Annotated in this window: 17 protein-coding genes; 10 read left to right on the top strand and 7 right to left on the bottom strand. The window is 69.4% G+C overall.

The genetic code is table 11. The annotated features are described in order from the left end of the window. On the top strand, window positions 1-807 hold the full coding sequence (locus NR810_RS45330) for a hypothetical protein (RefSeq protein WP_257461864.1): 807 nt from the start codon (window positions 1-3) through the stop codon (window positions 805-807). 12 nt (window positions 808-819) lie between these two features. Here NR810_RS45330 and NR810_RS45325 read toward each other — a convergent pair whose 3' ends face one another. Then, a complete protein-coding gene (locus tag NR810_RS45325) occupies window positions 820-1758 on the bottom strand; it encodes an MBL fold metallo-hydrolase (protein WP_257461862.1) in 939 nt (312 codons plus the stop codon). Between the two features lie 235 nt (window positions 1759-1993). Between NR810_RS45325 and NR810_RS45320 the strand changes: the two genes are divergently transcribed. The 3 genes from NR810_RS45320 to NR810_RS45310 are packed head-to-tail and all read left to right on the top strand — an operon-like array spanning window position 1994 to window position 4052. Further along, window positions 1994-2530 (top strand): hypothetical protein, encoded by a 537-nt coding sequence (locus NR810_RS45320; RefSeq protein WP_257461861.1) that lies wholly within the window; start codon window positions 1994-1996, stop codon window positions 2528-2530. Then, the gene (locus NR810_RS45315) at window positions 2527-3537 is read left to right on the top strand and encodes a M28 family peptidase (protein ID WP_257461859.1); all 1011 of its coding nucleotides are present in this window, start codon (window positions 2527-2529) and stop codon (window positions 3535-3537) included. Before NR810_RS45320 ends, NR810_RS45315 begins: the two co-directional genes overlap by 4 nt. Continuing rightward, on the top strand, window positions 3534-4052 hold the full coding sequence (locus tag NR810_RS45310; RefSeq protein ID WP_257461858.1) for a hypothetical protein: 519 nt from the start codon (window positions 3534-3536) through the stop codon (window positions 4050-4052). The genes NR810_RS45315 and NR810_RS45310 overlap by 4 nt, the downstream gene beginning before the upstream one ends. A 63-nt stretch (window positions 4053-4115) precedes the next feature. Here the strand turns inward: NR810_RS45310 and NR810_RS45305 are convergent, their stop codons facing one another. After that, complete coding sequence (locus tag NR810_RS45305; RefSeq protein ID WP_257461857.1) at window positions 4116-5675, bottom strand: DUF5722 domain-containing protein; 1560 nt, start codon at window positions 5673-5675, stop codon at window positions 4116-4118. A gap of 148 nt (window positions 5676-5823) precedes the next feature. On the opposite strand from NR810_RS45305, the gene NR810_RS45300 reads away from it, so the two are divergent. Further along, entirely contained in the window at window positions 5824-6405 is a 582-nt protein-coding gene (locus NR810_RS45300; RefSeq protein WP_257461856.1) for a Uma2 family endonuclease, read from the top strand. Between the two features lie 9 nt (window positions 6406-6414). Here NR810_RS45300 and NR810_RS45295 read toward each other — a convergent pair whose 3' ends face one another. After that, entirely contained in the window at window positions 6415-7350 is a 936-nt protein-coding gene (locus NR810_RS45295; RefSeq protein WP_257461855.1) for a TIGR02266 family protein, read from the bottom strand. Between the two features lie 159 nt (window positions 7351-7509). Next, on the bottom strand, window positions 7510-8862 hold the full coding sequence (locus tag NR810_RS45290; protein WP_257461854.1) for an RtcB family protein: 1353 nt from the start codon (window positions 8860-8862) through the stop codon (window positions 7510-7512). A 197-nt stretch (window positions 8863-9059) separates the two neighbouring features. Here NR810_RS45290 and NR810_RS45285 point away from each other — a divergent pair, with 197 nt between their 5' ends. Continuing rightward, window positions 9060-9356, top strand: coding sequence for a hypothetical protein (locus NR810_RS45285; RefSeq protein ID WP_257461853.1), 297 nt, complete (start codon window positions 9060-9062; stop codon window positions 9354-9356). A gap of 304 nt (window positions 9357-9660) precedes the next feature. Here the strand turns inward: NR810_RS45285 and NR810_RS45280 are convergent, their stop codons facing one another. Then, window positions 9661-10326: a tetratricopeptide repeat protein gene (locus NR810_RS45280; protein ID WP_257461852.1), complete on the bottom strand. Its 666-nt coding sequence runs from the start codon at window positions 10324-10326 to the stop codon at window positions 9661-9663. A gap of 225 nt (window positions 10327-10551) precedes the next feature. Between NR810_RS45280 and NR810_RS45275 the strand changes: the two genes are divergently transcribed. The 4 genes from NR810_RS45275 to NR810_RS45260 all read left to right on the top strand — a co-directional run bounded on the left by NR810_RS45275 (window position 10552) and on the right by NR810_RS45260 (window position 13994). After that, window positions 10552-11448 carry a sigma-70 family RNA polymerase sigma factor gene (locus tag NR810_RS45275; protein WP_257461851.1) on the top strand — a complete coding sequence of 299 codons (897 nt, stop codon included), beginning with the start codon at window positions 10552-10554 and terminating at the stop codon, window positions 11446-11448. Between the two features lie 90 nt (window positions 11449-11538). After that, window positions 11539-11865: a pilus assembly protein N-terminal domain-containing protein gene (locus NR810_RS45270; protein ID WP_257461850.1), complete on the top strand. Its 327-nt coding sequence runs from the start codon at window positions 11539-11541 to the stop codon at window positions 11863-11865. Between the two features lie 53 nt (window positions 11866-11918). Beyond that, window positions 11919-13343, top strand: coding sequence for a protein kinase domain-containing protein (locus tag NR810_RS45265; RefSeq protein ID WP_257461849.1), 1425 nt, complete (start codon window positions 11919-11921; stop codon window positions 13341-13343). A gap of 114 nt (window positions 13344-13457) precedes the next feature. Continuing rightward, window positions 13458-13994 carry a DUF2059 domain-containing protein gene (locus NR810_RS45260; protein WP_257461848.1) on the top strand — a complete coding sequence of 179 codons (537 nt, stop codon included), beginning with the start codon at window positions 13458-13460 and terminating at the stop codon, window positions 13992-13994. Between the two features lie 33 nt (window positions 13995-14027). Here the strand turns inward: NR810_RS45260 and NR810_RS45255 are convergent, their stop codons facing one another. Together NR810_RS45255 and dgt are read right to left on the bottom strand one after the other, a co-directional pair. Further along, on the bottom strand, window positions 14028-14864 hold the full coding sequence (locus NR810_RS45255) for a hypothetical protein (RefSeq protein ID WP_257461847.1): 837 nt from the start codon (window positions 14862-14864) through the stop codon (window positions 14028-14030). Continuing rightward, the gene (dgt, locus tag NR810_RS45250; protein ID WP_257461845.1) at window positions 14857-16287 is read right to left on the bottom strand and encodes a dGTP triphosphohydrolase; all 1431 of its coding nucleotides are present in this window, start codon (window positions 16285-16287) and stop codon (window positions 14857-14859) included. The genes NR810_RS45255 and dgt overlap by 8 nt, the downstream gene beginning before the upstream one ends. Window positions 16288-16433 lie beyond the last annotated feature (146 nt).

The raw sequence follows: 16433 nt of genomic DNA, 5'->3' as shown, positions 1-16433 counted from the left end.
TTGAACGGGGTATCGGGCCAGGACACCCTGGGGAAGTTCCGCGAGGTGAGTCACATGGTGAAGCTGGCCCTTCTGGGGGAGTCCTATCCCGCGCAGCTGCGGGAGAATCCGCAGGCGCTCCGAGACGTGGAGGTGGTGTGGTCGGGGACGTCGCTGGGAGCCTTCCGGGAGGAGGTACCGGCGAGGCGTCCGGACGTGCTGGCGCTGGACTTCCTGGAGCTGAACGGGGTGGAGACGGGGGTGGTGCCGACGCTGCTGGAGGGCTCCGGGGCGAGGCACGCCATCGTGACGTACCGGTTCGCGAGGCGGGGGGTGTTGCAGCAGTACCCGGCGGGGAAGGTGAGGCTGCTGCAGGGGCCCATCTCGCTGTCGCTGCTGAGGGCGCACGTGCACCTGGCGGTGCTGGACGCGATGTTGCAGCCGGCGGCGGTGAAGGCGCCGGTGGCCCAGGGGGCACCGGTGGTGGGCGCGGGAGCTTCGGCGGCGGGGCTGCAGTTGGGGGCACCGGGGTCGGGGACGTTGGCGACGGTGACGGTGCCGGCGACGCCGAGGCCGCCGCTCTACTCACCGGAGAAGCTGGGCAAGCTGCTGGAGGTCTCCAGCGCGGTGCAGTGCGAGTGCCCCAACCACCTGTCGCAGCTGGTGAGCAGCCTGCAGGCCTTCGAGGAGTACTCGAAGCACTGCGAGAACCGGAACGAGGCGGACCGGCAGGTGCACGCGCTGCTGTACAAGTACACGGCGGCGGCGCGCGCGGTGATGGAGGAGGCGCTCACCGCGCTGGTGAAGCACGAGAACATCCAGCTGTAACCCTTCTCGTGCTCACACCGTCGGGATGATGGGGGGCATCGGGGGCAGGGGTGGTTCCCGTGTCTCCTCCACCGAGGCCAGTCCGCGCAGCGCGTGCGGCTCGTGGGCGCGGGCGTCCTCCTCCAGCCGCTCGAACTCCACCGCGTCGTGCGCGCAGAACACCCGCACATCCCGGTCGTGCCGGCGCACCAGCTCGCGCAGCCGCTCCTGGTTCAGCCGCCGCATCCGCCCGTCCTTCTGCATCAGCTCCTGGTAGGCCCACAGGCCCGGTGTGCACCGCGGCCGCGTCGGGTTCATCTCCTCGTGGTAGAAGTACGCGTCGCCCGCGTGCAGCAGCCACCCGTCCGACTGCTGGACGGCCACCCCCGCGTGCCCCAGCGTGTGCCCCACCAGCGGCACCAGCAGGATGTCCGGCGGCAGGCCCTCCAGGTCCCTCACGCACTCGAAGCCGAACCACCGGTCTCCCCCGCGCGGCATCGGGTACGTCACCCAGTGTGGCTGCGTGCTCCACTGCCTCGGACGGAAGCGCCTCCGGTCCAGCCACGTCAGCTGCGACACCGCCGCGTCCGCCTCCGCCGCCATCACGTGCACCCGCGCCGCCGGGAAGTCGTCCAGCCCTCCCGCATGGTCGAAGTCCAGGTGCGTCAGCACGATGTGCCGCACGTCCTCCGCCTTGAAGCCCAGGCGTTCGATCTGCCGCACCGCCGTCATCGCCTCGTTGAGCTGCGGCCGGCAGAGGAAGTCCAGGAAGATGGGGCTCAGCCGCTGCCTCGGGTTGCGCACGTCCTCCAACCCGAAGCCCGTGTCCACCAGCACCAGCCCCTGGTCCGTCTCCAACAGCAGGGTGTGGCACACCAGCGCCGCCGGCACTCCGCCCGGCCGACGCCTGCCATCCATCAGCCGCCCACCCGGTGGGCACATCGTCACGCAGTTCAAATGGTGGACGCGCATCCCGCGGCTCCCTTCCGCCTTCGGCCGGCCTCGCCGGGCCCGTGGCTTCGTTTCCTCGCAAAGGTGGGATGTGGTCATCCGGCGAGCCAGATGCCGGGGCTGGGTTGTGCTCGGTTGCCTGGCGCTCGGGGAAGACCCTCACCCCGGCCCTCTCCCAGGGGGAGAGGGAGGCAGGGGCCGCATCGGTGCGACTCCCGCCTGCTCTGCTGCCCGGGTCCGGGTAGAGTCCCCTCCCATGCGATCCTGGTTCCTCCTCGCCGCCGCGCTCCTCCCGGGCGCCGCGGCCGCCGCCGGACACGAGGTGTCCCTCGGCTCCACCGCCGTCATCCTCTCCAACGGTGGCACCTATAACGTCAGATCTCCCCGGTTCGGTTTCGAGGCCGCCTACTCGAAGGAGCTCGGTTCCTGGCGGCTCGGCGGCGGTGTCCGCTGGTTTCCCGCCGGTCTGGGGAGCGTCCCGGCCGAGGTCTTCGCCCGGGTCCTCCTCGGTCCACGGCTGGGCACGTGGCGGCCCGCGGTGGGTCCGGAGCTGGGCCTCAGTGGCCTGCCCGTCATGGTCACGCCCCGGAACGGCTATGCCGATGACCTCACGCGCCATCAGTCCGGGCAGATCGGCCCCGCCTATGTCGCGCTCCATGCCGCGCCCCTGCGCTTCGTCTTCCAGCGCTTCACCGCGAGTGCCCTCGAGCTCCAGTGGGGCACCCCCCTCAGCCAGCCCGGCTCCACCCTTCGCCTGCAACTCGGCCTCGTCCACCTGGGGATGACACTGTGAGACCGCTCTTCGCCGCACTCCTCTTCCTCGCCGTGAGCTCCTGTTCCTCGCGGCCCTCCCTCGACGCGGCCGCTGTCTCCCGCGCTGGCGACTTCGCCTCGGGCGTGGACAAGGGCCGGCTGATGTCGAACGTGGACGCGCTCGTCGCCGCCCACCGCGCGGACACCCCGCTGGACTGCGGCCTCTTCTCGCCCTCGCGGACCGACCCGGCGGACCGGCCCGTGTGCAACCTCACCCGGGAGAAGGCGCGCCAGCTGGTACGTGAGCGCTTCGAGTCGCTCGGCTACACCGTCACCACGCACGACACGGAGGATGCGCGCTTGCCCACCTCGACCGTCATCGCCGAGGTGCGTGGCACCGAGCACCCCGACGAGGTGGTGGTGGTGGGGGCCCACTACGACGCCTACTTCGCGGGGGCGGACGACAACAGCTCGGGCGTGGCCGTCATGTTGGAGATGGCGCGGCTGGCCTCGGGCAAGCGCTTCGCCCGCACCGTGCGCTTCCTGGGCTTCGACCTGGAGGAGCTCGGGCTGGTGAGCAGCACGCGCTACATCCAGGCGCACCCGGACGAGCGGATCGTCGCCTCCATCATCTTCGACTGCGTTGGCTACAAGGACCCGAGCCCCGGTGCCCAGCAGGGCCTGCCGGGCTTCCCGATGCCCACCACGGGCGACTTCATCGCCGCCATCGCCAACGAGGACTCCCGTCCCCGGCTGGAGGAGCTGTACGCGTTGAACTCCCAGCTGGACCTGGGTTTCCTGCGAGGCGCGGTGACGCCGAACGATGGCTCTGGCGCCGCCGCGGGCAACCTCATGCGCAGCGACCACGCCCCCTTCTGGGTGGCCGGACAGAGCGCCCTCTTCCTCACCGACACCGCCAACTTCCGCAACCCCCACTACCACCAGAAAACCGACGTGCCCTCCACGCTCGATCCGGACTTCCTCGCTGACGTCACCCAGCTGTCCGCCGCCGGGCTCTCCTTCTGGGCGGGAGGACCGCTGCCATGAGCATTTCCACACTTCTCGTGCTCTCCGCGCTGGCCTCCGCGCCAGCCGTGGCCGATGCGCCCCGGCACCAGCTCTCGCTGTACGTCCGCTCGGGGGGGACGGTGTACCTCTCCCCGGCGCGCACCCAGGGAGGACTGGGAGGAGGCCTCGGCCTGCGCGACACGGTGGACGGGCGGTGGTTGCTCCAGGCCGACGCGAATGCGCTCACGGGACTGGGCTCGGCGTTCGCGGTGCGGTTGGGGGCGGGCGTGCAGCGCCAGGGGTGGTGGTCGCCCGCGGTGCTGGTGAACCTGACGGGAGTCTTCGGGGACAAGCTGGACTTCCTCACGCCCGAGCACCCCGTGGCCATCGCGGGACCGGCGCTGGGGCTCGGGGTGACGGTGGCGCCCGCGCGCTTCATGTTGGGGAGCGCGCAGGTGTCCCTGCTGGAGTTCGGGGTAGGCGTGGGGACGGACAGTCCCGGACTGGGCCTGCTCTACGGGCTCACGCTGCTCGAGGTGGGCGTGGCGCTGTGACCCAACACACCCCTCTCCCTTTGGGAGAGGGTCGGGGTGAGGGTATCCGCCTCCCGGGTTGACTCACTGCACCACGTAGCCGAGCAGCGATTCGAAGATCTGCCCCTCGCAGTTGGACGCCGGCGAGACGAAGTGGTCCTGTCCGGCGCCGATCCGGCAGCGGTAGAGCGGCACGGTGCCCGCCACCTGCGAGGTGTAGACGTACCCCACGGGGCCGAGCGGCTGCAGCCCCTCGCAGTTCACGTCCGGCGTCAGCAGGTTGTGGTTGCCCACGCGGCACTCGTAGAGCATGCGGGTGCCGGCCTGGGGCTCGCGCAGCAGGCGCCAGGAGCGCTCGAGCGTGAAGCCGGGCGGCAGCAGGCGCGAGGAGGCCCAGTGGCCTCGCGAGGCGTGGTAGCCCCGGCGCAGGCGTGTGTAGGGCAGGTCCTCGAAGCCGCACGAGAGCCGTGGCGGGTTGAGGTCGTTGCGGTTGGCGAGCGCCCAGGTGCTCCAGGCCGGCTTGGCGCTCCCGTCCGGGCGGCGCAGCCCGAGGCCGAGACCCTGGGCGACCTCGGTCGGGTGGTCCGTCATGCGGTGATAGATGTAGCTCTCGATGCCGGGAGTCCCGAGCACGTTGCGGAACGAATCACAGACACCGGCCTGCTGGGCCGCCTCGTTGGAGTTGGGCGAGATGGAATTGACGCCACTCTCCGTGAGCTGGATTTCCCAGGCCGAGGGCACCCGGGGGAACGTCTTGCGCAGCCATCCGGCGAGGACGCCGATGTTGCCGTACGTCACGCGCGGGTAGTCATCCGCGGAGAACTGCGGGCGGGTGAGGTCGGGCGGGTAGGGGTGCCAGGCCACCCGCCACGCGCGGGAGCCCACGCGGGCGGCGAAGCCATTCAGGAACGTCATGCCCGACAGCAGCGGCTCGTGGGCGCCCGGCTGGTCGAACTCCGTGCCGAAGTGGTGCTCCAGGGAGATGAGCACCTTGGCGGCCGGCTGCCAGGAGACGACCTGGTCATAGGCCGCGGTGTAGTTGGCCGCGTACGTGTCGAGCCAGCGCTGGGTGTCGCAGGCGCCCGCGCCCTGGCCGCAGCCCACGTCGAACCAGACATTCGAGTTCACCTCGTTGTGGATGACGAAGTCGGCGATGCGGCCGTGCCCGTTCTCCCCGTTGTAGAGCCAGGACAGCATGCCGGCGAAGCGGCCGTAGTCCGCCGCGTTGTTGGGGGCGCAGAAGATGTCGAAGCCCGCCGCGGCGGGCGTGCACACCCGGCCGGCGCGAGCCCAGGCGGGCACGCCGTACACCACCGCCGTCACCACCACGCCGCGCGCCGTCCACTCGCGGATGGCCGCGTCCACGGCCGCGTCCACCACGAAGCAGCGCCCGCCGTACTCCACCTGCCCCGAGGCACACGGGGGCGCCTTCACCTGCGGCTCCCAGGTGAACCACGTCAGGTTCATGGCCACCCCGCCCGTGTTGTTGCCCGCCACCTCGTCGTAGCTCGGCCAGAAGTCCGGCTGCAGGCCCTTGATGCGGTACGCGCTCCGCGTCGGGTACGGCAGCCCCGCCGAGGCCGGTGTGCCCACCGCGCTCATTCCCAGTACGGCCACCACCGCCATGAGACGCATCATCCGCATTCGGGTCTCCTGTGCTCCGAGAGGTTCTCTCGCCCGGCTCGGGACCTATTCGCTTCAAACGGGTAAATCAAGGATTCGCTGTGTGCCTGGGCGCGGTGGACGCCCAGGGACGGGCGGCACTAGCTTGAGGGAGCAAGGAGGCTCGGCCATGCACTCTCCAGACATCCTCGGCAGCGGGCTCGTGGCCCCACGTCTCTTCCGCCTGGACGAGTACCACCGGCTCATCGATGTCGGAGTGCTCGGCGAGGATGAGCGCGTGGAGTTGCTGGAGGGGGTGATCGTCGAGATGGCGCCACAAGGCCGAGCCCATGCGCTGGTGGTTTCCCGGCTGAGCGAGAGCTTCTCGGATGCGCGTCGGTCCGACTGCCGGGTTCGTGTCCAACTGTCGCTCTCGCTGGGAGACGACAGTGAGCCGGAGCCGGACCTCGCCATCGTCACCCGGCAGGAGGAGGAGACGGCTCCGGTGCACCCCCGCTCCGCGTTGCTCGTCGTCGAGGTCGCGGACGAGTCGTTGCGCAGGGACCGGTTGCTCAAGGGCCGTATCTACGCGCGGGCCCGGGTACCCGAGTACTGGGTCGTGGATGTGGCTGGCCAGACCGTCGAGGTGTACTCCGAGCCGGATGCGGACGCGGGCCGCTACCGCACCATGCGGACACTCGGAGTGGGCGAGACGCTCTCCTCCTCCACGCTGCCCCGCCTGGCGCTCCCCGTCGCGGAGCTGTTCGCCTGAGTCAGCGGCTCAGTCCGGGAAGAACAGCGGCTCGCGCGTGGCCACGAAGTCCGAGATGCTCCCGGCTACCTCGGGCGGCAGATTCGAGAACTGCACGCCCAGTCCCGGCATCAGCTCGGGCGTCTTGTCGTTCACCTCGCGCGTCCAGCGCACCACGCCCGTCACCTTGATGGGCCTCCCACCCGGCAGCGTGAGGTCCACGTCCACCGTCGTCCCTCGCGGCACCGTCTGCACCGTCGCCACGAAGATGCCGCCCTCGCTGATGTTCGTCGAGAAGCCCGTGAAGAAGTTCGAGTCGCTGCGCAGATCGATCATCGTCTGCATCCGCACCCGCGACGAGCGGGCTCCCAGCGGCCGGGGCTCCGGAATCGTGATGTTCCCCGAGGCCGCCGCCGCCGGGCGCGCAGGGACCGTCGCCTGCCGGGCCTGCTGAGTGGCCTCGCGCTCGCGCTGCTCGCGCTCGCGTTGCTGCGCCCGGGCCGCCGCCTCGCGCTCGCGCTGCGCCCGCGCTGCTTCCTCCGCCGAGCGCTTCAGCCCCGCCTCCGCCTCCGCCAGCTCCTGCTGCGCCCGCGTGTTGAGGAGTTGCAGCGTCTTCAGCGCCGCCTGTACCTCCTGCGTCGCCTGCCTCCGGGACTCCAGCGCCTCGCTGCGCGCGGACAGGGCCCGCTCTCGCGCGTCCTCCGTGGAGCCCGTGTGCACCGAGGCCGACTCCAGCCGCGCGCTCGCTCCCCGTACGTGCTCGTCTCCCTGCCGCTCCGCGGGCACTTGCGACACCTGCTGCCGCAGCTCGGCGAGCTGGCGGGACAGCGTCTCCGCCTCCGCCGCCGCTCGGTTGAGCTGATCCGCCAGCCGGGCTTCCTGGCTGGCCTGCTCGGCCTCGGCTCGTGCGAGGTCGGCCTCGCGTGATGGCGCTGGGGACGGGGCTGCGGGCGACGGCGCGGTCATTTCGGGCACCTACTCTAGCGCGTGCCCTCGGGGGTGACGAGTGGGGAAGACCCTCACCCCAGCCCTCTCCCAGGGGGAGAGGGGGCATACACGGAGTCAAACCCGGGAACCCCGATACCCTCACCCCGTCCCTCTCCCGGTGGGAGAGGGGTAGAGGGCTCAGTCCGCTCCCTTGATGCAGGCGATCGGCTTGAGCCGGTGCACTACCTTCGCCAGCCCCGCCATCTCCACCGTGTCCAGCACGTCGTCCAGGTTCTTGTAGCAGGGCCCCGATTCGTCCAGCGGCGTCGTCCTCGTGTTGAGCAGGATGTCCGCCTTCGCCATCCGCTTGTCCGTCTCGGATTGGTTCAGCACCCGTCGCGCTTCGCCTCGCGACAGCCTCCGCCCCGCCCCGTGGTTCACCGAGTAGATGGACTGCTCCGCCCCCTTCTCCGCGAAGAGGATCGCGCTCCCCGTCTCCATCGAGCCCGGAATCAGGATGGGGTGTCCCGACTTCTCCCACGGCGTGCCCTTGAGTCCTGGATGCCCACCCGGGAACGCCCGCGTCGCCCCCTTGCGCGCCACGAACTTCCCCGACTCCTTCTGGATGAGGTTGTGCGAAATCTCGTAGTAGATGTCCGCCGTCCCGCCGAACACTTCCTCGAGCGCCGCGCACACCGCCTCGCCGATGATGAGCCGGTTGGCCACCGCGAAGTTGGCCGCCATGTTGTGCAGGTTCCAGTACTCCTTGCCCAACCGGCTCGCCGCGTCCAGCCAGATGAAGTCCTCGCTGCGCTTGCTCAGCCCCAGCTCCGCCGCCCCCTCCACGAAGTAGTGCTTCGCGATGTTCCACCCGAAGCCCCGGCTCCCCGTGTGCAACATCACCCACACGCGCCCTTCCTCATCCACCTGCATCTCGGTGAAGTGGTTGCCGCCTCCGAGGCTCCCCAGCTGATCCCTCTTCTCGTACGCCCGCTCGGGGATGTCCACCCGGTCGTCCTCCACCGGGATGAAGTTGCGCTCCGTCACCGACGCGTTGCGGCCCAGCGCCTTCGCCCCGTGGCGCACCACCTCCGCGAACGTGCGCGAGTCGATCCGCCGCTGCTTCTGCACCCGTGACGCCCCCACCCCCACCGCGATCCGGCTCGTCACCTCTTCTATCCACCGCCGGCGCTTCACCTTGTCCGCCACGTCCTCGGCCGTCAGCGTCGTCTTGAGCTGCACCATGCCGCAGCCGATGTCGTAGCCCGCCGCCGTGGGGAGCAGGATTCCCTCCGTCTCCACCACCGTGCCAATCGGCACCCCGTAGCCCACGTGGCAGTCCGGCGTCACCGCCACCCGCGTCACCCCCGGAAACGAGGCCGCGTTCACCACCTGGTCGAACACGCCCTCCTCCAGCCCCGGCAGCTCGGGGCCCTCGCCCCACAACAGCTTGTCCGACAGGAACAGGTGCGCATCCACCCTCATCGTCTTGGTCTTCGGCAGGACGTAGTGCCCCTCCGCGATCTTCTCCAACCTTTGCGTCCAGCTCATGGCGTTTGTCCCCTCGGTCGGTTCAACCGCTGGCAGCGACGGATGCGTCCTCTGGATGCTGACGAACAGAGCGGGCGTCCCTTCGTGCGATCGGTCAACGGCTGATGTGGTGCGGATGTCGACTGGAGTGATCCCGCAGTTGCCCCTTCACTGAAGAATTCCCATTTCTACTCGCGGAGCTTCAAGGGGGCTGGGTGATGGGGATTTTCGGAGCGCTGCTGGTGGCTGTGACCGTCAACGCGGGGCCTGTCGAGGTGAAGACGGCTCCGGTGTTCAACCCGGCCATCTGTGCCAAGAAACGCGTGGATGCCTGTGGCTGCCACCACGTCTACGGCATCCGCCACTGTCACCCCAAGCGCAAGAGCGACCACTGCGAGGCCATGGCTCAGGCCCCTGAGTCCTCCGAGCAGAACGCCTCCAGCGCCCGGCAGCTCTTCTCCACCGAGAAGGACTCCTCCACCGAGCAGGCGCAGCAGTGCTCCTCCGCTCTCTGAGTCTTGGACGGTAGCAGGCTCTCCCTCTCCCTCTGGGAGAGGGCCGGGGTGAGGGTCTTCTCCTCTCTCGAGAGGATCCCCCCGGATTCGTGGCTCTGATTCGTGATTCGGGACTCGCCGTGGACGGGGGCCGCCAGCGTGATGGTGGCCCGGGGCCTCATTTCGGGACGCGGGTCGTTTCTCGCACGGGGGATGACCCTCACCCCAGCCCTCTCCCAGAGGGAGAGGGGGCATTCACGGGCTCAACCTGGGATGCGAGATACCCTCACCCCGTCCCTCTCCCGAAGGGAGAGGGGATGGGGGCTCAGGCCTCGGGCGATTCCGTGATTTCCAACGTGAACTCCCTCGCTCTCACCCGCTCCAGCTCGTCTACCTCGTAGGCCGTCAGCGGCGTGCGCGAGGACACCACCAGCCAGCGCGTCCCCGGCGCTGTCCTCACCGCTAACGTGTTCCCCGACAGTCTGCGTACCTCCGCCGGACATGGCAGCGGCGCAGGTGACTCGGCCGGCCCCGGTGGCAGTGCCAGCCTCCCCGGAACGTTCGCCTGCCGCGTGTGCAGCTCCACCTGCTCCCGCTGGTGCTCGGGAATCCGCGAGGGGGGTCTGCTCCGCGGCTCCTGACCCGGGCCTCGCGGGTGGGTCTGTGTCTCTTCGCGGCGGGGCGCGTAGGCGGGCGACAGTTGTGCCAGCGCTCGCGCCACCTCCGTGTCCCGAGGGTCCAGCTCCAGCGCCACCTTCAACGCCGCCCTGGCCCGGGCCTCGCACCCGAACTGCAACAGCAGCTCCGCCGCCGTCCGGTATGAGGAGATCGCCCTCCGCTTGTCCCCCGCGCGCCGCCAGGCCTCCGCGTGGCGCACGTACAGGTGCGGATCCCTCGGTTCCAACTCGAGCAGCTTCGCGTACGTGCGCGCGCACTCGGCGAACTTCCGCCGCGTGTAGAGGTCCAGCGCCTCCTCCTTCAACTCCCTCACCCCCATCACCACACCCCCACTACCCGTGCACGAGCTCCGTCCCCGCCATCCTGCCCCCCGGGGTACAAGCATGGGCTGTGCCGGGGAGCGCAGTGGGCAATACGTTCCCCAACCCGGCGCTTCGAGAGGGATTTCGCTGGCTCCCCGCTCATCACGTCTTCCCGGACCCTGTAAGAAAGGTCGAGCGCCCACTTCCATGCTGTAATCCCTCCCGGGTCCCAACCCATGCCGCCTCACCCACCGCTCGCCCGCTTCCTCGCTCCCCACCTGAGATCCGAGGCAAGGACGTACGCCGAGCTGCCCTCGCTGGAGCCGGTGCTCACGGAGCTGCTCGCCTCCGCCCGTGGGGCATGGCCCCAGGTGCGGCTCGACGAGGCCGTCTTCCTCCGCCACCTGGCCGAGCGTCTCCCGCCGAGCGCCGATCCCGAGCGCACCCTGCGCGCCGTCCACGTGTCGGACCTCTTCCTCGCGTGTGCCTGCGTACAGGGGGACACCGTCGCGCAGGGCCTCCTGGAGACGCACTTCCTCCCGAAGGTGGCCGCCGCCGTGGCCCGCGTGGATGCGAGCGCGGATGCCGCCTCCGAGGTGTGCCAGTCGCTGCGCGAGAAGCTCCTCACCTCGGAGGGAGGCCGCCCGCCCCGCATGGCCGACTACCAGGGCCAGGGTCCGCTCGCCGCGTGGCTGCGCGCCGCGGCCGTCCGCATGGCGCTCAACCTGCGGCGCTCGGCCCGGCGTCAGGCCCGCGCCGAGGAGGAGGCGCTCGCCGATGCCACCCTCCCCGAGGGCGACCCCGAATTGGAGCACCTCCGCCAGCGCCACCGGGCCGACTTCCAGGCCGCGCTCGCCGAGGCCCTCGCCGCACTGCCCTCGCGCGAGCGCACCGTACTCCGGCTCCACCTGGTGGAGGGGCTCGCGCTGGAGCGCATCGGCACGCTGTACCGCACCCACAAGTCCACCGTCTCGCGCTGGCTGGCCCGCGCCCGTGAGGAGGTGCTCGCCGGCACCCGCGCCCGCCTCGCCGAGCGTCTCCGGCTCTCCTCGGGCGAGCTGAACAGCCTCCTGCGCGATGTGCCCGCCCAGCTCGATGAGAGCCTCTCCGCGCTCCTCGCCAGCGCGAAGTGACGCGGACACTTTTTTTCGCGCCGTCGTGCAACACCGCGCGGCCACCGGTGTCACCCGGGCAGAAGTCGAAAAAGGGAGACACCCATGTACATGAAGAAGCTGGTCGGAGTGGCCGTGGTCCTGGCGGTGACGATGTTCGGCTCGGGGGCGGGCGCGAAGCCTCCGGCGCCCAACGAGACCGAGGCCCCGGCCAAGGTCGAGGACACCTTCGTCCTGAGGAAGGGCGAGGGGCGGACCCTGGAGGTGAAGAACCTCGTCCGCGTGGCCATCGGCGACCCCGAGGTGGCCGAGGTCACCTTCGAGGGTTCCGATGACATGATCATCCGCCTCACCGGGAGCAAGAAGGGGGAGACGACCCTGCTCGTGTGGACGAAGGACGGTGCGCGCAAGGCGTACCGGATCGTCACCCAGGGCTGAGCCCGGGCCCGGTGGTTTCCCGTCCCGGTGCGAGCGTGCGAGGATTGGCCTCGATGTCTCCGCAATCGCAGCTCCGCGCGCCGGACGGGTGCCCGGACGAGAACGTGCTCGCGGGTTTCGCCTCCGGCGCGCTGTCCCTCGAAGACGTGCCGGAGCTGGAGCCCCATCTCGACGACTGTGCCGCGTGCCGCGCCCTGGTGGCCGCGGTGGCGGCCGAGTCCTCCTCGCCGGAGGCCACGAACGCACCCACCCGCCTGGACACGGGCGCTCCCACGCTGCCCGCGCACCCCGGGTCGCCCACGTTGAGCCCGGGTGACAGGCTCGGCCGCTACGTCATCGAGGCGCAGCTCGGCGCGGGGGGCATGGGCGTGGTGTACGCGGCGAGGGATCCCTCCCTGGGGCGCACGGTGGCGCTGAAGCTGCTGCGTCCCGGGGCGGGTACGGGCGAGGACGAGGGGCGGGCGCGGCTGGTGCGAGAGGCCCAGGCCATGGCGCGGCTCTCGCATCCGAACGTGCTGCCCCTCTTCGAGCTGGGCCTGGAGGAGGGGCGTGTCTTCCTGGCGATGGAGCGGGTGGAAGGTCCCACGCTGGCGGGCTGGCTGCGGGAGCGCGAGCGGCCCTGGCGCGAGGTGCTGGCCCTCTTCCTCCAGGCGGGCGAGGGGCTGGCGGCGGCGCACCGGGCGGGGCTGGTGCACCGCGACTTCAAGCCGGCCAACGTGCTGGTGGGCGCGGACGGACGGCCGCGCGTCACCGACTTCGGGCTGGTGCGCCACGGAGCTGGCGAGGACGGCGGGGCCTCGGGAGCGGAGCCGGGAGACTCGGAGGAGTCGGCGCTCACGAGGGCGGGGGTTGTGCCAGGCACACCCGCGTACATGTCCCCCGAGCAGCTCGCCGGCCGCGAGGTGGATGCGCGGGGCGACCAGTTCAGCTTCTGTGTGGCGCTCCACGAGGCGCTGTACGGCGTGCGTCCCTTCGAGGCCCGTGCCCGGGACGAGGCGCGCTGGCGGCGCGTGCCCGTGCCCCGGCGTCCCGGTCTCCCGGGACACGTGAGGGCGGCGCTCGACCGGGGACTGGCACTGGAGCCGGAGGCTCGCTTCCCCTCGATGGACGAGCTGCTCGCGGCGCTGGCCCGGCCTCCGGGTTCTCGCTGGCGGCCGGTGGTGCTGGTGGCCGCGGTGCTCCTGGTGTTCGCGGGAGCCGACGTCCTGACGTGGGGCAAGCGGGAGCCACGGAGCACGGAGACAGCGGAGCTCCGTCCGGATGCCCTGCCCCTCACGGTGGTGATGGGCGAGCGGCACGAGCTCGAGGTGCCCGGAGTGAAGCGCGTCGCGGTGGGCGATCCGGAGCTCGTGGAGGTACAGCCGATGAGCGATAACAGGGTGCGGTTGTCGCCCTTGAAGCCTGGAAGCACCTACCTGATGGTCTGGAAGCAGGACGGCACCCTCCGGGAGTGGCGCGTGTCGGTGCGAGCGCACTGAGTCGGGCAGTCGACGGGCGCGAGCTGGCCCGGGCCTGGCGGGGAGCACCCCCCTTTACCGGTGCGTGGGCGCGGGGACTATCCTGGAGTCCATCTCGATGCGGAGGGCTGCTCCATGCGCTCTTTCCGGCTCCTGGCGTCCTGGCGGTGGTGTGTTCTCGCGTTTCTCGCCGTGGGCTGCGCGCACTCGAGCGCGAGCGCTCCGGTGGAGTCCTCCCCACCCGAGGCCGAGTGGCAGTCCTCGCACCGCAAGGAGGAGAAGGTCCGCAAGCTGATGGTGCTCACGGGGGCGGAGGACACGGGCAGGCGGATGCTCGACTCGATGACGCAGCACTTCGGGGAGATGTCCAACATCCCATCGGGCTTCCTGGAGAAGTTCCGCGAGGTGGCCGCGCAGGAGCCCATCGTGGAGCTGCTGGTGCCGGTGTACATGAACCACTTCTCCGAGGAGGACCTGGACGCGGCCATCGCCTTCCACGAGTCACCGGCCGGCAAGCGCTTCCTCGCGGCGCAGCCGCTGGTGATGCAGGAGGCGATGCAGCTGGGCGAGCAGTGGGGCCTGAGGCTCGCGGAGAAGACGCTCCGGGCGCTCGCGGAAGAGGAGCGGGAGCTGCGGCACCAGCGCGTGAGCAGCGAGGGCCAGCAGCTGTAGGCCTTCGTGGACGACGGGAAGCCGCGTGATGCCTTAGCGGTGCACCTTGTCTGGGACGGCACCCAGGTTCCATCTTGAAGGTCGCTCAAGCTGCTGCTTTCGAGGCAGCGAGACGGGACGGACCTTGAGGGTACTGGCCTGTTCTCGCATCGAGCCGAGAAGCGAATGCAGCTCGTGACGATCAAGCCTGATGTGGCCGTAGTGTGGGAGCTGTACGGCCTCGAGTTCCTCGAGGGGAGTTCTCATCCCATGGTGGAGGATGAACCGTACCAGCCTGGGGCCGAGAGAGAATTGGAGTCGCTGCGCCGTGATGAGGGCCCTGACCACGCAGAGGCTGGGAAAGGGATTGTGCTCCAGGTTGATCTCCACCTGCCGTTCCTGGATGCCTCGGAAGAATCCCTGGGAATACACCGTGCGTGGCCGGCCGGGTTGCTCGGTGAGCTCGGCGACGACGGCCTCGACGTTCAAGAAGGTGGTCTTGGGGAGGTCCGCGAAGTCGCAGCCAGCAACCAGCCGCTCGCGGAAGGCCCAGGTCGAATCGAGGGTCCAGATGTCGACGGGTTGCTCGTGGAGGTTCAGGTGGAGTCCACCGAACCGGGTGACCCTCATGACCTCGCTGGAGAAGACGGAGCGCAGCCTGTCGCTCGTCGTGCCCGAGACCACCAGGTCCAGATCCCGGGGGGTGGCGGTCTCGGGGTGGGTGAGCAGATCTCGCAGCGTTCCACCGAAGACGAAGACCCTCCAGTCATGCTCCCTGGCTCTTCGAAGGATGGAATGAATCGCGTGATGCCATGGAGACGTGCGGTGGATGAAGGCGTTCAATCGCCCGCGCAGCAGCTCCTCGAGCTGTCCGGTCTCGCCGCTATCCATGGGTGAGCTGGGAGTGGAGCTTGCAGGCGAACGAGTCCGTCATGCCGCAAACGTAGTCCGTCACCAACTGGAATTGGTGGTACCGAATGGGGAGCGTCGGGGACTTGATGGAGGTCTCGAAGACGGCGCGGTAATTGCTCGAGAGCAGGTTGTAGATCTTCCCCTGGAACGTCCTATCGAATTCCGCGCGATCCATGGATGGGTCATAGGCGGAAGCGCCTTCCCAGAAGAAGTCCATCAAATCATGGATGATGCGGCGGCCCATGGTCTCCAATCTGAGTGTCTCTTCCGAACGGTAGATGTGCGCACGGCCGACGGACTTGCAAGCCTTGATGAGCCCAGCCGCGGAGCTGTCTTTGATGAGCTCGCCATGGTAGGTGCCGTTGATGATGTCCTGGTACTTTGACGCGAAGGTCTCGAGGACGGCCTGTTTGGTCGTCCCGATGACGAGTGTCCTGAAGTGCTGGGCAATGGCTTCGCCACGCGCCTTCGGACTCAATTCGGTCGCGGCCTGGTCGATGTAATCACTGGCGCGCCGGATGTGGTCCTGGATGGACTCCAGAGCCTGAGCGGATGGTTTGGAAGTCAGGTGCTCGAAGGCATCCTCGACACCCGGCCAGCTGATGACTCCCTTTTTGACCCCATCCTCGATGTCTACCGTCGCGTACACCATGTCGTCGCAGGCTTCGACCAGGTAGGCGATGGGGTTGCGGACGTCTCCGGTCCCAGAGTGCTCCCGGATTGCCTCGACGATCTCCCGCTCGGACGCGAAGTAGCCGGGTTTCTCTTTCTCGTGAGGTCCTGTCGGCCCGGCGAGGGCATCGGACGACGCCGTGTACTTCATGGCGGCGGAAAGTGTTCCGACGGTCAGGTTCAATCCGTATTGATCCGCCAGGATCTGAAGCCTGGAGACGATGCGCAGCGTCTGTGCATTGCCCTCGAAGTGGAGGAAGTCGTCCTGAAGTTGTCGGCTCCGCTCGAGCTCTCCGAAAAAGCCCGTGTCGCGCGCTCGTTTCTTCTCGAACCAACTGCTGATCGCCGCCTCGCCCGCGTGCCCGAAAGGTGGATTGCCCAGGTCGTGGATCAGCCCGCAGGTGGCGGCGATGGACTCGATATCGGATGCTCGCGCTGGAGCAATCTCTCCCTGGGTGACGAGCCATCCGGTCGCACCTCGGGTCAGACCCCGCGCGAGCGTCGAGACCTCCAACGAATGGGTCAGTCGCGTCCGGACCGCGTCATTCGGCTCCAAGGGGAAGACCTGCGTCTTGTCCTGGAGGCGCCGCACGGGAGTCGAGAAGACGGTCCGGTCATGGTCGCGTTCAAACTCTGAACGGATGTCTCCTGGCGTGGACGCGGATGCGCGACCCCGGAGGATTTCCCGGATGCGTGTTGCACACAGCAGCTTGTTCCAATCGAGAGCCATGCCCCTACACCGCGCTCCTTCCTTCTCCTCGATGAATATGCCGCCTCGGCGACGGCCGGACGGCGGCCACGCACGATGAGGGCGCCCTCCGCCGGGCGCACCCTGTTGGCGTCGCGGGAGAGCGTCATGCAGAGGGCATGCCGCGT

The sequence above is a fragment of the Archangium lipolyticum genome, from assembly GCF_024623785.1.
In the GTDB taxonomy this organism is placed as follows: domain Bacteria; phylum Myxococcota; class Myxococcia; order Myxococcales; family Myxococcaceae; genus Archangium; species Archangium lipolyticum.
Note: the sequence above shows the minus strand (reverse complement) of the source record. Positions and strands in the feature narration are given on the sequence as shown.

Coding starts and splice junctions, on each gene's coding strand:
- NR810_RS45275 (WP_257461851.1), top strand. CDS start 10,552: ATGCCGCCTCACCCACCGCTCGCCCGCTTCCTCGCTCCCCACCTGAGA.
- NR810_RS45295 (WP_257461855.1), bottom strand. CDS start 7,350: ATGACCGCGCCGTCGCCCGCAGCCCCGTCCCCAGCGCCATCACGCGAG.
- NR810_RS45270 (WP_257461850.1), top strand. CDS start 11,539: ATGAAGAAGCTGGTCGGAGTGGCCGTGGTCCTGGCGGTGACGATGTTC.
- NR810_RS45260 (WP_257461848.1), top strand. CDS start 13,458: ATGCGCTCTTTCCGGCTCCTGGCGTCCTGGCGGTGGTGTGTTCTCGCG.
- NR810_RS45290 (WP_257461854.1), bottom strand. CDS start 8,862: ATGAGCTGGACGCAAAGGTTGGAGAAGATCGCGGAGGGGCACTACGTC.
- NR810_RS45320 (WP_257461861.1), top strand. CDS start 1,994: ATGCGATCCTGGTTCCTCCTCGCCGCCGCGCTCCTCCCGGGCGCCGCG.
- dgt (WP_257461845.1), bottom strand. CDS start 16,287: ATGGCTCTCGATTGGAACAAGCTGCTGTGTGCAACACGCATCCGGGAA.
- NR810_RS45255 (WP_257461847.1), bottom strand. CDS start 14,864: ATGGATAGCGGCGAGACCGGACAGCTCGAGGAGCTGCTGCGCGGGCGA.
- NR810_RS45310 (WP_257461858.1), top strand. CDS start 3,534: ATGAGCATTTCCACACTTCTCGTGCTCTCCGCGCTGGCCTCCGCGCCA.
- NR810_RS45325 (WP_257461862.1), bottom strand. CDS start 1,758: ATGCGCGTCCACCATTTGAACTGCGTGACGATGTGCCCACCGGGTGGG.
- NR810_RS45285 (WP_257461853.1), top strand. CDS start 9,060: ATGGGGATTTTCGGAGCGCTGCTGGTGGCTGTGACCGTCAACGCGGGG.
- NR810_RS45300 (WP_257461856.1), top strand. CDS start 5,824: ATGCACTCTCCAGACATCCTCGGCAGCGGGCTCGTGGCCCCACGTCTC.
- NR810_RS45265 (WP_257461849.1), top strand. CDS start 11,919: ATGTCTCCGCAATCGCAGCTCCGCGCGCCGGACGGGTGCCCGGACGAG.
- NR810_RS45305 (WP_257461857.1), bottom strand. CDS start 5,675: ATGCGGATGATGCGTCTCATGGCGGTGGTGGCCGTACTGGGAATGAGC.